Source organism: Amycolatopsis oliviviridis, assembly GCF_014654365.1.
Classification (GTDB): Bacteria; Actinomycetota; Actinomycetes; order Mycobacteriales; family Pseudonocardiaceae; genus Amycolatopsis; species Amycolatopsis oliviviridis.
Genome location: NZ_BNAY01000001.1, coordinates 1,590,481 through 1,604,534, shown reverse-complemented (window position 1 = coordinate 1,604,534; position 14,054 = coordinate 1,590,481). Strand labels below are relative to the sequence as shown.

General features: G+C 70.1%; 11 protein-coding genes. 5 read left to right on the top strand and 6 right to left on the bottom strand.

Annotated features, from left to right (window positions below):
* Positions 1 to 4: 4 nt before the first annotated feature.
* Entirely contained in the window at positions 5 to 1,843 is a 1,839-nt protein-coding gene (locus tag IE302_RS06985) for a PPC domain-containing protein (RefSeq protein ID WP_191252809.1), read from the bottom strand.
* Positions 1,844 to 1,969: 126 nt separating this feature from the next.
* Here IE302_RS06985 and IE302_RS06980 point away from each other — a divergent pair, with 126 nt between their 5' ends.
* Positions 1,970 to 2,749, top strand: a complete 780-nt coding sequence (locus IE302_RS06980; RefSeq protein ID WP_191252806.1) for an enoyl-CoA hydratase/isomerase family protein — start codon at positions 1,970 to 1,972, stop codon at positions 2,747 to 2,749.
* Positions 2,750 to 2,837: 88 nt separating this feature from the next.
* Here the strand turns inward: IE302_RS06980 and IE302_RS06975 are convergent, their stop codons facing one another.
* Both IE302_RS06975 and IE302_RS06970 read right to left on the bottom strand, forming a co-directional pair.
* Complete coding sequence (locus tag IE302_RS06975; RefSeq protein ID WP_191252798.1) at positions 2,838 to 3,623, bottom strand: aminotransferase class IV family protein; 786 nt, start codon at positions 3,621 to 3,623, stop codon at positions 2,838 to 2,840.
* A gap of 1 nt (position 3,624) precedes the next feature.
* On the bottom strand, positions 3,625 to 4,482 hold the full coding sequence (locus IE302_RS06970; protein WP_191252796.1) for a peptidylprolyl isomerase: 858 nt from the start codon (positions 4,480 to 4,482) through the stop codon (positions 3,625 to 3,627).
* A 156-nt stretch (positions 4,483 to 4,638) separates the two neighbouring features.
* On the opposite strand from IE302_RS06970, the gene IE302_RS06965 reads away from it, so the two are divergent.
* Positions 4,639 to 5,247, top strand: a complete 609-nt coding sequence (locus tag IE302_RS06965; protein ID WP_191252794.1) for an MBL fold metallo-hydrolase — start codon at positions 4,639 to 4,641, stop codon at positions 5,245 to 5,247.
* On the top strand, positions 5,247 to 5,903 hold the full coding sequence (locus IE302_RS06960; protein ID WP_191252792.1) for a hypothetical protein: 657 nt from the start codon (positions 5,247 to 5,249) through the stop codon (positions 5,901 to 5,903). Before IE302_RS06965 ends, IE302_RS06960 begins: the two co-directional genes overlap by 1 nt.
* Before the next feature lie 202 nt (positions 5,904 to 6,105).
* Here the strand turns inward: IE302_RS06960 and IE302_RS06955 are convergent, their stop codons facing one another.
* The gene (locus tag IE302_RS06955; protein ID WP_191252790.1) at positions 6,106 to 7,542 is read right to left on the bottom strand and encodes a YibE/F family protein; all 1,437 of its coding nucleotides are present in this window, start codon (positions 7,540 to 7,542) and stop codon (positions 6,106 to 6,108) included.
* 41 nt (positions 7,543 to 7,583) lie between these two features.
* Entirely contained in the window at positions 7,584 to 8,561 is a 978-nt protein-coding gene (locus IE302_RS06950) for a GlxA family transcriptional regulator (protein WP_191252788.1), read from the bottom strand.
* 98 nt (positions 8,562 to 8,659) lie between these two features.
* Between IE302_RS06950 and IE302_RS06945 the strand changes: the two genes are divergently transcribed.
* Positions 8,660 to 9,367 carry a DJ-1/PfpI family protein gene (locus tag IE302_RS06945; protein WP_191252786.1) on the top strand — a complete coding sequence of 236 codons (708 nt, stop codon included), beginning with the start codon at positions 8,660 to 8,662 and terminating at the stop codon, positions 9,365 to 9,367.
* Positions 9,368 to 9,456: 89 nt separating this feature from the next.
* Positions 9,457 to 12,423: an AfsR/SARP family transcriptional regulator gene (locus tag IE302_RS06940; protein WP_191252784.1), complete on the top strand. Its 2,967-nt coding sequence runs from the start codon at positions 9,457 to 9,459 to the stop codon at positions 12,421 to 12,423.
* Between the two features lie 175 nt (positions 12,424 to 12,598).
* Here the strand turns inward: IE302_RS06940 and IE302_RS06935 are convergent, their stop codons facing one another.
* Positions 12,599 to 13,720: an erythromycin esterase family protein gene (locus IE302_RS06935; RefSeq protein WP_191252782.1), complete on the bottom strand. Its 1,122-nt coding sequence runs from the start codon at positions 13,718 to 13,720 to the stop codon at positions 12,599 to 12,601.
* Positions 13,721 to 14,054: the final 334 nt, after the last annotated feature.

The window sequence follows — 14,054 nt, the reverse complement described above, 5'->3', positions numbered from 1 at the left end:
TGTCCTAGCCGGTTCCCCGGACGAAGGCCCAGGCACTGCGATTGAGGGTGTCCTCGATCCCGGTGAAGCCTTCGGCCGGGCTGATCCCTTCCTCGACCAGGTCGAGGTCCGGATCGTCGGCCGTGCCGCCGATCCCGTCGGGGCCGACGGCGAACATCACCGCCGGGTTCCCGCCGGGGTCCATGATCCCGGGGACGGCGTTGGCCGGGTCGGTGTGCCAGCTGCCCGACATGTGCCCGGCCTCGTGGCTGGTGATGTTGCCGACCGCGCGCCCGACGAACGCGATCTTGTCGCTGCCCGGCTTGACGTAGGTGTTGAGTGACCAGGCGGGCCCCGGCGGTGTGCTGATCTCGTCGAGCAGGACCAGTGCCGTCTCCTCCTTGCCGAAGTTGCCCGCGTCGATGGACTGCGCGATACCGATGGTCTGGATGCCCGTTTCGAGCGTCGTGCCGCCGACCACGACCCGGCTCACGTTCGGCTGCCCCCACGGATCCGCGTGGTCCCGGCTGTTCAGGACACGCAGCGCGAACCTCGGGTTGGTGCCCTTGGCGACGAGGTCGCGTTCGAGGTTCTCCCGGACGGTGGCGATGATCGCGTCGGTCAGCGCGCGTTCCTCGCGGGCGGCGAGGCCCCAGCGCGGCAGGAAGGCCGAAAGGGGCGAGAGATCGCGAAGGCCGCCACCGGTGCCGAAGATCGAGGTGTTGACCCTGGCACCGTCGAAGTCCAGGAAGATCGTGTGCACGCTGCCCCGCGGGGCGGTTTCCGTGCCCGGGCGGAACGCTTCGAGCTTGATGTCGTACGCGCCTTCGCCCGCCTCGACGCCGAGCCGGTAGCGGCCTTCCTTCGGCGCCACGAAGTCCACGACGGCGTTGCCGCCGCCAGGCATCGGCGAGGCGGTCGAGAAGATCGAGGTGAGGTCCTGCGACGAGCCGAAGACCTCCCGGCCGGCCGGGTCGTACACCGCGAGCCGTGTCCCACCGCCCGCCACCGACGCGCCGAGCACGTCTCCGGCACGCAGGTCAAACGAGTAGTAGTCGAGGTCGCCGCCGCTCTTGCCGCTGGTGATCGCGAGCTCGTACGGTCCCTCGGTCCGGATACCGCCGCCGGTGCCGGGTTTCGTGTGATCGGCGGGGAGACCGGAGCCCACCATGAGGAAGTACTCCCGGCCCGGCGGGATGGTGAACGAGAGCGTCGAGTCAGTGGACCCGCCGGCGTTGTCGTTGATCGCCCACAGGCCGTCTTTGTCGAACAGCGCCAGGACCGTGTCGAGATCGCCGGTCGGTGTGAGGGTCCGCGCCGTGAACGTCACCGGGGTGGCTCCCGCGCTCAAGCGGTAGAAGTCGAAGTCGCCGGTGCCGTCACCCGCGCTGCCATACGGCCCGTCGCCGATGGTGCCGCTCGTGCGGATGGCCCGGCGGGTCGCGCCGACCCCGGTCTCGCTCGCTAGACCCACGGCGTCGCTCGGCTCGGCGGCCGGCGGAAGCGTGGGGATGGAGGCGTCCGGCTTGAGGTCGCCGGTCAGCCGGACCTTGGGGTTCTCGGTGCGCCGGGTGCCGAATCTGGTGATGTGTTCGGCCTTGGCGAGGGAATCATTGGCGCCACTGGTTCCGGGCGGTTCTTTTTCCTTGTAAGGCAACGGGTTCTGAGCGGATGCCTGCGCACGTGCGGCGGCTTTAGCGCTCCGGTCACGGAGGACGGCAGCCCAATCCGCCGTCGCCGGGCGATACGGGAACATCAGCAGCGGGTCGGGCTGGATCCGCCCGGGCTCCGCGGCGGACTGACCGCTCAGCAGGGCCGACGTGAGCAAGACGGTCGTCAGAATTCCGAGCACGCGTTTGGCCATCGAGTTCCCCCTAGCTCGTTGGACGACCAGAAAACCACAGAGGGACAGCGCTTCAAGCCGCCTTTTGGAGGCTTGTTGGCCACATCCGACTGGTTCCGGTGGAGGTGCGCACTTAGGGTGCGGACCATGACTGACGGGTTCGATTTCACTCGCGACGGCGAGATCGCGCGGTTGACGTTCACCAGGCCGGAGAAGATGAACGCGATCACCTACGGGATGTGGTCGGCGATTCCGGAAGTGGTGGCGCGAGTGGAGGCGGACCCGGCGATCAAGGTCCTCGTGCTGACCGGCGCGGGCGCGCATTTCTCGGCGGGCGCGGACATCAGCGAGTTCCAGGAGCTGCGGTCCACCGCCGACGCGGCCGAAACCTACGACAAGGCCGTCGATGGCGCGGTGGCGGCGCTGACGGCGTCGCGGAAGCCGACGGTCGCGATGATCCAGGGGAACTGCATCGGCGGCGGCTGCCAGATCTCGGTCGCCTGCGACTTCCGGTTCGCGGCCGAAGGCTCGCGCTTCGGCATCACGCCGGCGAAGCTCGGCATCGTCTACCACTTCGACTCGACACGACGGCTGGTCTCGCTGGTCGGCCCCGCGCACGCGAAATACTTCCTGCTCTCGGGCGAACTCGTCGACGCGCGGCGGGCCCGGGAGATCGGCCTGCTCAACGATGTCTTCCCGGCCGACGAACTGGAGGCTTCAACGGCGAAGTTCGTCGAGACGCTGGCTTCGCGGTCACAGGCGTCGGTACGGGGGATGAACCGGATCATCGAGAAGATCGTGGCGGGGCAGCAGGAAGCCGACGCCGAAGTGGACGAGATCCGGCTCGGCGCCCTGCACGGTGAGGACTACGCCGAAGGGGTGGCCGCGTTCCTCGCTAGGCGGCCGCCGAAGTTCACCTACGGCTGAGGCTTCCCGCATTTAGTCCTCTGGATGCGGTACTTGCGGTCCTCAACTACCGCATCCAGAGGACTAAATGCGGCAGTGGGCGGTCCGGCTAGATCTCGTCCCAGGGGTTGCTCTCGTAAGCCTCGGTCAGGATCCGCCGGGTCTCCGGCGCGAACGGCAGCGCGACGTCGTCCACCGACGCCACCGGCCAGCCGATCGACTCCGAGTTGGTGAGGAACATGGCGTCGAGCCCCGGCAGGTCCGCCGGACGGATCTCGCGGGTCTCCTGCGGGATGCCCTGGAGCGTCAAGCCGCGCCGGACGAGCTGCTGGCTGATCCCGTCAAGGACGGGAGCCTGCGGCCAGACCACCGTGCCGCCGTCGAGGAAACCGACGTTCCAGATGGACGCCTCGCTGATCCGGCCCTGGTAGTCGACGAACACCGCGTCGTCGTAGCCAGCCATCATCGCCTCGCGCGCGTGGTGGACCAGGCCGAACCCGCCGACGTGCTTGACCTCCGGCAGCACCCGTTCGTAGCGCACGGAGCGCAGACGCAGCGGCTTCAGGTCGTGTTCCTTCGGCGGCGCTGTCCGGACCAGGACGTCCGGGGCGGCGGGCGCGCCGGGGTCGGACCAGTCCATCGCGTGCGAGAAGATCAGCACCCGCACGGACAGCGCGTCCTCGCCCTGGATCGCCTGCCGGACGTATCCGCGCACCGCCTCGGTGTCGAGTTCGCTCGCGAACAGCCGCCGCGTGCTCGTCACGAGCCGGTTCAGATGGATGTCCAGGCCGCGGACCTTGCCGTCGCGGACCTGCATCGCGGTGAAGTGGCCATAGCCGAACGCGCCCGCCAGGTCTTCCGACCGGGCGGGCGCGCCGTTGATCTCCAGCTTCACGTCAGGCGCTGACCGTGACGCCGGTGAACTTGACCTCGGTGTTGGGCGGGCCGGTCCCGTCGCCGTTGCCCGCCTGGGCGTTGGCGCCCGCCTTGGCGACCTTGTCGAGAACCTTCAGGCCCTCGTCGGAGATGCTGCCGAAGACCGAGTAGTCCGCGGGCAGTTCGGCCTCGCCGTAGACCATGAAGAACTGGCTTCCGCCGGAGTTCGGCTGCTGCGTCTTCGCCATCGCGAGGATGCCGCGGCCGTACTTGATCTCCTTGAACGCCTCGTCCGGCATGGTGTAGCCCGGACCGCCCATGCCGCTGGCCTCGGGGTCACCGCACTGCAGCATCTGCAGGCCGGTGGTGCCGAGCCGGTGGCACTTGGTGTCGTTGAAATAGCCCTGCTGGGAGAGGCTGATGAAGCTCTGGACGGCGCACGGGGCGAGCGCCCTGTCCAGCGTCAGCGGGATGTCGCCCGCAGTGCTCTTCAGGACGACGTTCACCGTCCCGTTCGACGAGACGCCCGCGCCCTCCGGCTTGTTGACCTTCTTCGACGCCTGCTTGCTGGCGTCGTCTTTGTAATCGCAGGTCACCGGGTTCGCCAGCGGTGTCGGCCGCTTCGGCATCGGAGCGCGCTCCGTGGGGATGGTGACCTCGGGGGTCGGAGGAGCCGAGCTCGGGGAAGCGTCGGAGGCGGCGTCGTCACCACTGTTACTGCTGACGATCCACCACACCGCGCCTGCCACGATCGCGACGACGCCGACGACCGCCACCGAGCCGACGATCTTGCGCCGCTTGGCCTTTTCGGCCCGTCGCACGATCTGTCGCTCGAGCTTGCGCTTCGCGGCTTCGCGGCGCTGCTGGTTGGTCGGCACCCGCCCTCCCGGTTTCCACTCGATGTCACACGTCTGAGGTAGCGGAAGTCTATGGGCACAGCCTGTGAGGCCCCCGTACAGGGGCCGCTAGGCTTACTTGATCGTGATCAGGGCCATCCTGTCACCTGTTCGGCGGAAGATCTGAGGAGGCGTTTCGTGCTGGTTGTCGGTTTTCCGGCAGGCCCCCTCGAAGCCAACTGCTACCTGCTCGCCGCGGACGGCGGCGGGGAGTGCGTGATCGTCGATCCCGGCGAGGGTGTCGCCGAACCGCTCGAGGCGGCACTTTCCGGACACGGCCTGACGCCGGTCGCGATGCTCGCCACCCACGGCCACCCGGACCACGTCGCCTCGGCGGACGAGGTCGGCGCGCGCCACGGGATACCTCTCTATCTGCACGAGGCGGACCGGCCACTCCTGGGACCGGACGCCGGGGAACGGAAGGACGGGATCGTGTCACTCGTCGATGGCCCGCTCAGGCTGGCCGGGCTGGAGATCACGGTGTCCCGCACACCGGGGCACACCGCCGGTTCGGTGGTCTTCGGGCTGACCTCCGCCGAGGGCGGCCGGATCGTGCTCACCGGGGACAGCCTGTTCGCCGGTTCGATCGGCCGGTCCTCCGGCGACGGCGACGAGCTCGTCCGGTCCCTGGGCGCCAAGGTGATGACCCTGCCGGACGACACCGTCGTTCTCCCTGGACATGGCCCGGCCACGACGATCGGGCAGGAGCGGGCGGGCAACCCGTTCCTGGCCGGGACGGGCGTGTGATGACCGAGCCGACCGGGACGCCCGAGACCCCAGAGCGTCTCCCGCTGTTCCACGACGACCCCAAGCTCCGCCGCAGGCGCGGCTGCTCCAGCATCGCCGGTGTGGTGATCTTCGCGGCCGCGTTCGGCGGGATCGCCGGGCTGATCGGCGGCGAGATCGCCGGGCTCGTGGTCGCCGGGGTGATCGCGCTGCCGCTGATCTACGTCATGTTGTACAACCTGCGCCGCCGGGTCTGGCTCGAGAGCGAGACGCTCATCGTGCGGACCTGGGGGATCCGGCGGATCGACCTGACCGCGGCCGAGCGCATCGACCTGGTGATCAGCGACGTCCGCGGCACCCGGACGGTCAGCCTGCTGGTCAACGCGGGCAAGCGCCGCAAGGTGGCGAAGGTCGACCTGGCCGTGTACTCCGGCGCGGGCGGCCGCGAACTCGGCATCCTGCAACTGCGCAGGCTGGCGAACGCGCTGCTGAACAACACCGACGCGAACGGCCTGGTGTTCTCGGAGCTCCTGGTGGCGCAGCTGAAGTCGGAAGCGCGCGGGGACGCGGCGGCGGAACGGCCGCTCTACCGGCTCGCCTCGGCGGCGCCGTCCGGGAAGTACATCCAGCGGTTCACGATGGAGGCCGTCAGCCGTTTCGTGGCGACGCTGGACTGAGCCGCGGATCCCCGCCAAATGTCATGAAAGGGGCGTTCAGGACAGATTCTGTCCTGAACGCCCCTTTCATGACATTTGCTGTGGGTGGGCACGGCGTCGAACATGGCCCCTCCGATCACGCGGCGAGCCTCGGGTGCGGCCTCTTCGTACCCCACTCCGGCCCGTGATCGCGCGGTGGGCTCGCCCTTTGGGGTGCCTGTGACTACAGGGACTCTTGAGGCTCCCGCGAGGCGATCAGCGCGGCCAGCACCGTGGTGACCGGGACGGCCGCGACGATGCCGACGCTGCCCGCCAGGGTCCGCACGATCTCCTGCGCGATCTCCTCCGCGCCGAGGATCGAGCCGAGTCCGACCCCCGACAGCGACGTGTACAGCAGCACCGGCAACGCCGCCCCCGCGTACGCCATCACGAGCGTGTTGACCGCGGACCCGACGTGGTCCCGCCCGATCCGCAGGCCCGCGCCGTAGAGCTCACGCCAGCCGAGCGACGGGTTCGCCCGCCGGAGTTCCCACACCGCGCTCGTCTGCGTGACCGTGACGTCGTCCAGCACACCGAGCGCGCCGATCACGACACCGGCCAGCAGCAGCCCTCGCGCGTCGATCCCGTGCCCGAGCGAGCCGATCAGCTGCGAGGTGCTGTCGTCCAGGCCGGTCAGCGACGCCGCGGCCGAGAAGATCGCCGACAGGACACCGATCAGGATCAGGCTCACCAGTGTGCCCAGCACCGCCACCGAGGTTCTCGCCGACAGTCCGTGCGTCAGGTACAGCGCGACGAACATGATCGCGCCCGCGCCCGCGATCGCCACCAGGAGCGGACTCTCCCCGGCGAGGATCGACGGCAGCACGAACAGCGCCAGCACCAGGAAGCTCAGCCCGAGGGCGATCAGCGCGGCGAGCCCCTGCCAGCGGCCCAGCACGATCACCGCGAGCGCGAACAACCCGGCGAGCAGCAGCAACGGCGTCCCGCGCTGGAAATCGACGATCTGGAACGACGCGGGGTTGGCGACGTCGCCGCCGTTGTAGGACAGCACGACCTTGTCGCCCGCGGTGAACCGCGGCGTGCTCGGTTCGATCGGGAGCGTCAGCTTCAACGCCTTCCCGGACCCTGGGCCGTCGGTCATCGTCACTTCGCTGGTGAGGCACGGTTTCGCGTCCGGCGGCGGCTCTCCGACCTGGACCTGGCCCTCGGCGAGACACGGTCCGGTGATCGTCGCGGTGACCGTGGCGCTCACGGGAGTGCCCTGGGGGAACACGCTTTTCGCCGGATCCTTGCCCCACGGGTACAGCAGGATCATGCCGGCGACGGTCGCGACGGCGAGCGGGATCAGGAGCCACATCAGCAGCAGCCGGACCCGGCGCGACGCGGGAGCGGCCGGGCCGTGCCCGTGCGAGTGCCCGTGACCGGCGGGCTTGGACTCGGGCTTGGGCTCGGGCTTCGGTTCCGGCTTCGGCTCGGCCGCGCGCCGCTTGCCCGGCTCGGCGGGCCGGGGCCGCTGGGCCGGGGGCCGGGGACGTCGCACGCCCTCCGGCGGCGGGGTCCGGCGCGGCGAACGGGACGTTCCGGGCGAACGATCGGACGGGGCGTCCGTTACCCGGCGAATCGGGCCGGTGTCGTGGTCGGAGATGTCGCGGCGGTTCACCCGCACATCCTCCACAGTCCGTGATGAGTGCTGCACATGGCCTAGCCGAACGCCTGCCTCAGGTGGACCCGGCGGTAGGCCGAAGGCGGGGTGTCGAAGTGGTCGAGGAAGGCTTGACGCAGGGTTTCGGTCGAGCCGAAACCGCATCGCCTCGCGATCGAAGTGAGCGGGAGTTCGGTACCGCACAACAGCTTCGCCGCGTTCTCGGTCCTCGCCGCCCGCACGTACCGGCTCGGAGTGGTACTCAGATGCGCGTCGAACAACCTGGTCAGCTGCCGGGCACTGATGCCCGCCCGCTCGGCGAGGACGGCGGTGCCGAGATCACCCGCGAGGTGCTCGGCGACGTACGCGGTGATGTCGCGGACCAGCCGGTTCTCCGGCGGCGGGCCGGACAGGAACATGCTCACCTGCGCCTGATTGCCCGGCCGCTGCAGGTAGGTGACCAGCATGCGGGCGGCTTCCCTGGCGAGGCTGGGGCCGTGATCGTCCTCGACGAACGCGAGGGCGAGGTCGATCCCGCTGGTGACGCCCGCGGCCGTGTAGACATTGCCGTCGCGCACGTACAGCGGCACCGGGTCGACGTCGACCTGCGGATAGTTCGTGGCGAGCCGGTTCGCGAACCGCCAATGGGTCGTGGCGCGGCGCCCGTTGAGCAGCCCGCACGCCGCGAGCACGGTCGCACCGGTGCACACCGAGGCGACGCGGCGGCTGTTCTGCGCGAGCCTGCGGATGTGGGTGACGAAGCGCGGATCGGCGGCGGCGGCCTCGTGCCCGGTGCCGCCCGCGACGATCAGCGTGTCCAGCTCGCCGGTCACCTGGTCGAGCCGGTGCTGCGCCTGCAGCGTCAGCCCGGACTCGCAGCGGATGCCGCGGCCGTCGACGCTGGCGAGCATGATCTCGTAGCCCGGCTTGCCGCCGAGTTTGGTCGCGGCGTCCAGGACGTCCGCCGGACCGGCGATGTCGAGCATCTCGGCATTGCTGTAGCCGACGATCAACACTCTTCTGGGTGAACCCGGCATGATCGAACGCTAGCAGTAGCGCCCGGCCGTCGGACGTAGTTCGCAGGAATCCGGACATCCGGCCCGCTCCGGTGTCGTCCCTCCGACACGGTTGTCCCATGACAGACGACAAGAAGATCATCGCCTTCGTGGTGTATCCGGGGATGACCCCGCTCGACATGGTCGGGCCGCTGACCGTGCTGGACGGCATGGCGAGTTCGGCGCAGGAGTACCGGACGGTGGTGGTCGGCGAGACGAAGGAGCCGGTCACCACCGACAACCCGCTGAAGCTCGTGGCGACCCACACCTACGACGAGGTCCCGTCGCCGTACGCGTTGCTCGTACCCGGCGGCGCCGCGCCGACGCTGAAGGCGCTCGCCGACGAGAAGCTGGTCGGGTACCTGCGGAAGGCCGGGGAGAGCGCGGAGCTCGTGACCTCGGTGTGCACCGGATCGCTGCTGCTGGGGCAGGCCGGCCTGCTGGAGGGCCGCCGGGCGGCGACGCACTGGATGTTCCGGGAGTTCCTGCGCGCGTTCGGGGCGGAACCGGTCGCCGAGCGCTGGGTCGAGGACGGGAACGTGATCACCGCCGCCGGGGTGTCGGCGGGGATCGACCTCGCGCTGCACCTGGTCGAACGGCTCGTCGGCGCCGAGATCGCGCGGACGATCCAGTTCGTCATCGAGTACGACCCGGAGCCGCCGCAGGGCCCGCTCGACTGGTCGAAGCGGCCGTACGGGGACCTCAAGCCGCTGCTGGAGCACACGCTGAACGAGGCGCTCGCCGACGAACCCGCGCTGAGGGACAAGCTGCTCGCGCACACCGGATAGCGAGGGGGCGGCCATCCGGGTGAGAAACCGCCGAAACGGGGACAGCGCCGGGTTACATTCTGGTGATCAGTCCGGGTGATAGGTGGTTCGTGGAGTTCACGGTGCTCGGCCCGCTCGGGGCCTCGGTCCCGCTCCCGTCGGCGGCTCAGCCCCGTCGGGTGCTCGCCGTGCTCCTGACCAGACCGAACGAGTTCGTCCACCGGGACACCCTCGTGGACGAACTCTGGCCGCAGGACCCGCCGTCGAGTGCCGCCGCCGTCGTGCAGATGGCGATTTCCAAGCTGCGCAAGGCGTTGTCACCCGGGATCCCGGTGGACGACGTCCGGCAGCGGCTGCGGGCGGGCCGGGGTGGCTACCGGCTGACGGTGTCGGAAGGGGAACTGGACGTCGCCGGCTTCTCCGGACTGGCCGCCGCGGCCGCGACGGCGGCAGGCGCCGAACGCAGGGCGCTGCTCGAACGGGCACTGGGGATGTGGCGCGGCCGGGCGTTCGCCGACGTCCCGGCCGGTCCGCTGGTGGAGGCGCACCGCTTATGGCTCGAAGATCAGCGGTGTGCCGTACTGGGCAAGCTCGTGGAGCTTCAGCTGGCGGCCGGTGACCACAAGGCGGTCGCCGACCGGCTGGGACCCGAGCTGGCCACCCGGCCGGGTGACGAGCGTTTCGCCGGATGGCTCGCCGAGGCGTTGCACGGACTCGGACGGCGGGCCGCCGCACTGGCCGTCCTCGACCGATGCCGTCAGGCGTTGTGGGAGCACGCCGGTGTCTCCCCGGGGGAGGGCCTGCTCACGGTCCATCGCCGGATCGCCGGGACGGGCTGGTCGGTGGGCGGCCCGCCGTGCGGTCTTCCCCCGGCAACGCCGGATTTCACCGGCAGGGCGGGGGAACTGGCGGAGCTCGGACGCGCGCTGCGAACCCCCGCGCCGGTCGTGCTGCACGGCGCGGCGGGGGCCGGGAAGAGCGCGCTGGCCGTCCAAGCCGCGTGGCGGCTGCGCAAACGGTTCCCGGACGGTCAGCTCGTCGCGGATCTGCGGGAACCCGGCGACGTGCTCGCCGGATTCCTCCGCGCGCTGGGCTTCGCGGAGGCGGAACTCCCCGCTGACCGCACCGGGCTGATCTCGCTGTGGCAGAGCCACACCGCGGACCGGCGGCTGCTGGTGATCCTCGAGAACTGCCGGTCCGAGGCCGAGGTGCGGCCGTTGCTGCCGAGCGGCCCCGGCTGCGCGACGATCGTCACGACGCGGCGACGGCTGGCCGGGCTCGTCGGGGCGCGACCGGTCGAGGTCGGTCCGCTGGCCTACGCGGAAGCACGGGTGCTGCTCGGCGCGATCGCCGGGGAGGACCGGTCGTCCGCCGATCCCGACGCCGTCCGCCGCGTGCTGGCCTGCTGCGACGGGCTCGCGCTGGCGGTACGGGTGGCCGGGATGAAGCTGCTGCAGCGGCCGAGGCTGAGTCTCGCCGAGTTCGCGACGCGCCTGGAGAACGAGCGCCTGCGTCTCGACGAACTCGCCGTCGGAGACCTGGCGGTCCGCCCGGTGCTCGCCGAAGCCCTCGCCGCGCTCTCGCCGAGGCAGCGGAACTCCTTGCGGTTGCTGACTTTCCCCGGCGCCACCGAGGTCGCCGACTGGTTCGCGACGGCGCTGCTGGGTTGCTCGTCCCGGCAGGCGGCCGAACTGCTCGACGAACTCGTGGACGATCATCTGCTCCACGCCGAGCCGGATCAGGCCGGTTTCCTCCGGTACCGGCTGCCGGATCTGGTGCGGCTCGCGCACCGGGAACCGCCGGACTCCGGAGCGCTCAGCCGCGCGTTGACGGTCATGGCGGCGCTGGCCGAACACGCTTCGGCCGCGCTCGGCGCCGAGTACCCGCCTCCCCGGCCGACCGACGCCCCGGCGGTGGCTTCGGACCGGGTCGCGGCCGATCCGATCGGCTGGCGGGCCGCGGAGTCCGCGAACCTCGCGCTCGCCGTCCGGACCGCGAAGAACCACGGCTGGACCGAGTTGGCCGGGCGGCTGGCCGACGCCTACAGCGAGCTCGTCGGCCCGCGGAACAGCGGTTCGCCCGGCTGGCTCGGGTTCGGCATCGTGCGTGACCGCCTCGACCTGCCCGCGGAGGGGGAGAAGCTGCTGAAGCTCGGCCATTCCCACGCCGACGCGGGGGATCTGGCCCGGGCGAGGACGTGTTTCTCGCTGGCCGAGGCGCGGTTCCGCTCCTCGGGCGATCCGCGGGGCACCGGGGCCGCGCTCGTCGCGCTCGCCGACGTCGACGCGGACTCCGGGCGGACCCGTTCGGCGGTCGGCGCGCTGCGGGACGCGCTGGACCTGTTGCGGGACTGCGGTGATCTCGCCGGGCAGGCGATGGCGTCGGCCCAGTTCGGGTCGCTCTGGGACGACCTCGGCGACTTCCAGCGGGCGAAGGAATGCTTCGACGCGAGCCTGCTGCTTTCCCTGCATTGCGAGGGCGGGCAACAGCACGACAGATCCGCCAAGCGCTACGCCGACGTCCTGCGACGGCATGGCCGCCTGGAAGAGGCCGGTGAGCTGCTGGCTAGCGCGCTGGCCGGCACCCGGAGTTCGCGTGAACGTCACTGGGAGGCGCACGTCCTCCGCAGTCTCGGTGATCTCCACGCGAAAGCGGGCGACGCGGGGGAGAGCGAACGCTGCCTTTCGCGATCGCTGGACCTGTTCGAGTACCTCGGGCATCGGCACGCCGTCGCGTACACGCATCGGAGTTTCGGAGAGTCCCTGCGGCTCGCGGGAGAGCACGACCGGGCTGCGGAGCATCTGGGGCTCGCGATGAACACGTTCCGCGAGTTCGGCGACCGCCGGGGCGGCGGATACGCCTTGCTCAGCTTCGGGCGTCTACGGGCGGACGAAGGCGTCGTGACCGAAGCCGCCGAAGGGCTCCGCACCGCCGCGGGACTGTTCCGGGAACTGGGATTCCCGGTGTGGGAATTGCGCGCGCTCAAGGATCTTTCCGCCGTCGACACGGGGGGACGCCAGCGGGATCGGGCTCGTGAAGCCTTGACGAAGATCCGCTTCGGAGTGACCCCGGCATAGCCTGGCGAGGGGCCGCCGGCCGCCGAGTTTGGCGAAGTTATGGCCCCGGCGTGTTGACTCTCGCTCAAGTGAGCGGACTTCGCGCCGCCCCGAATTCGCGGCACTGGGGGTGGCGGCGCGTACTCGTGGCCGGGTGACGCCTTCCGAGGGCAGGAGGCGTCACCCGGTTCGACGCCTACCCCCCGCGCACGTGGAGGATCGCGTCCGCGTCGTCGAGGATCCCTTGGCCGAGCGGGAAGTAGCCCTGTCGCTGGACGGGGTCGGTCCGGACACTCGCGGGCGGGACTTCGGAGGCGGGCAGCAGACCCCAGTCCGTGGTGACGTGCTTCTGCAGGAACGCCTCGTAGGTGTCGGGCTCAGGCTCCCGGAGCGCTATGGCCTCGCTGTGGCCGAGACTGGTCGCGACGAAGGTGTAGCGATCGCCGAGCAGGGGAGCCACCAGCGCGCCGGCGGGGAACCAGGTGACGTCCGTTCCGGCCATGCGCATCGTGCTCGGCTGGCGGCGCAGGTGGAGATTGTGGGCGAAGACCAGCGTCGCGCCCCGGCCGGCTTCGGCGGCTCGGATCTCCAGCAGATTCCGCGCCATGATGGCGTCCCTGATCGCGGACAGTGGCATGTACCGCTCGCCCGGCTCCAGGGGTTCCGCGCATTGCCGGTGGTAGCGCAGCAGGTCGATCCCCGCCATGAGGTGGAGCTCCGCCCGTGACCACGCGTCCGTGACCGGCTCCGGTTTCCGCGAGCGGAGCGCGGTGAGAAGCTCGGCCGCGATCGCGCGCAACCGGTAGGCGTCCGCCGTGGCACCGATGGACGAAGCCGCGTCCATGACGGCTTCGGTACGGCCCCAGCGTTCGTCGTCACCGGCCGGGCCCGCGATGTCCACGTCGAGGCCCAGGAAGTCGCGGGCGTATTCGAGGTAGCGCCGCGGACTGGGCGCGGAGGTGTTCTCGGTCTGGGTGTCGAAGCCGTGGAAGGAGAGCCGGTCCTCGGGAGGGCGGTTTTCGTTGTACTCGCGCATCCAGGCGATCAGGCGCTTGTTCGCTTCCACGGTGCCGAAGACATGCGAGAAGCCCTCGCTCATCGCGAGGTCCAGGGTCCCGGTCCCATCCTGGACGTAGTCGTTCGCGACCAGCGCGGCGACGCGATCGGTTTCGAGGGCGATCGAGCCGAACCCGCGGTCGGCCAGCTGGGCGAACAGTTCGTTGCGGACCTCGGCGAAGTCCGGGATGGCGTGCGTCGGCTCACCCAGGCCGAGCAGGTCGCAGGCGGGGGTCACGAAGTCTCGGATGTCTTGACTCATGAGGTTCAAGCGTATCGTTGATGCTTCGATTGAAACTTTGGTCGAGGCAGCGCGTGCTGGGCTGCCGAAAACCTTCAAACGCGGGTCAAGCGTGGGTCGGGTTGTCCTGCTGTCCGTGAAGGCCTCCTTGAGGGACCCAGAGTCCCTCAAGGAGGCCTTCACGGACTTCGGCGTCGTGAGGGGGAGAGGCGAGTGAGTGGCACTCGCGGCAGCGCAATGAATCCACTTTCGAATTGCTGGCTCCCCATTCATTCTTCCGCTATAAACTTAAAGAACCCTTCGCGTGCGAAGGTGCTTCGTACGCGAAGGGGCGCTTCGCATAAATGCGCGAGCG

Coding starts and splice junctions, on each gene's coding strand:
- IE302_RS06945 (WP_191252786.1), top strand. CDS start 8,660: ATGACAGACGACAAGAAGATCATCGCCTTCGTGGTGTATCCGGGGATG.
- IE302_RS06980 (WP_191252806.1), top strand. CDS start 1,970: ATGACTGACGGGTTCGATTTCACTCGCGACGGCGAGATCGCGCGGTTG.
- IE302_RS06935 (WP_191252782.1), bottom strand. CDS start 13,720: ATGAGTCAAGACATCCGAGACTTCGTGACCCCCGCCTGCGACCTGCTC.
- IE302_RS06950 (WP_191252788.1), bottom strand. CDS start 8,561: ATGCCGGGTTCACCCAGAAGAGTGTTGATCGTCGGCTACAGCAATGCC.
- IE302_RS06985 (WP_191252809.1), bottom strand. CDS start 1,843: ATGGCCAAACGCGTGCTCGGAATTCTGACGACCGTCTTGCTCACGTCG.
- IE302_RS06960 (WP_191252792.1), top strand. CDS start 5,247: ATGACCGAGCCGACCGGGACGCCCGAGACCCCAGAGCGTCTCCCGCTG.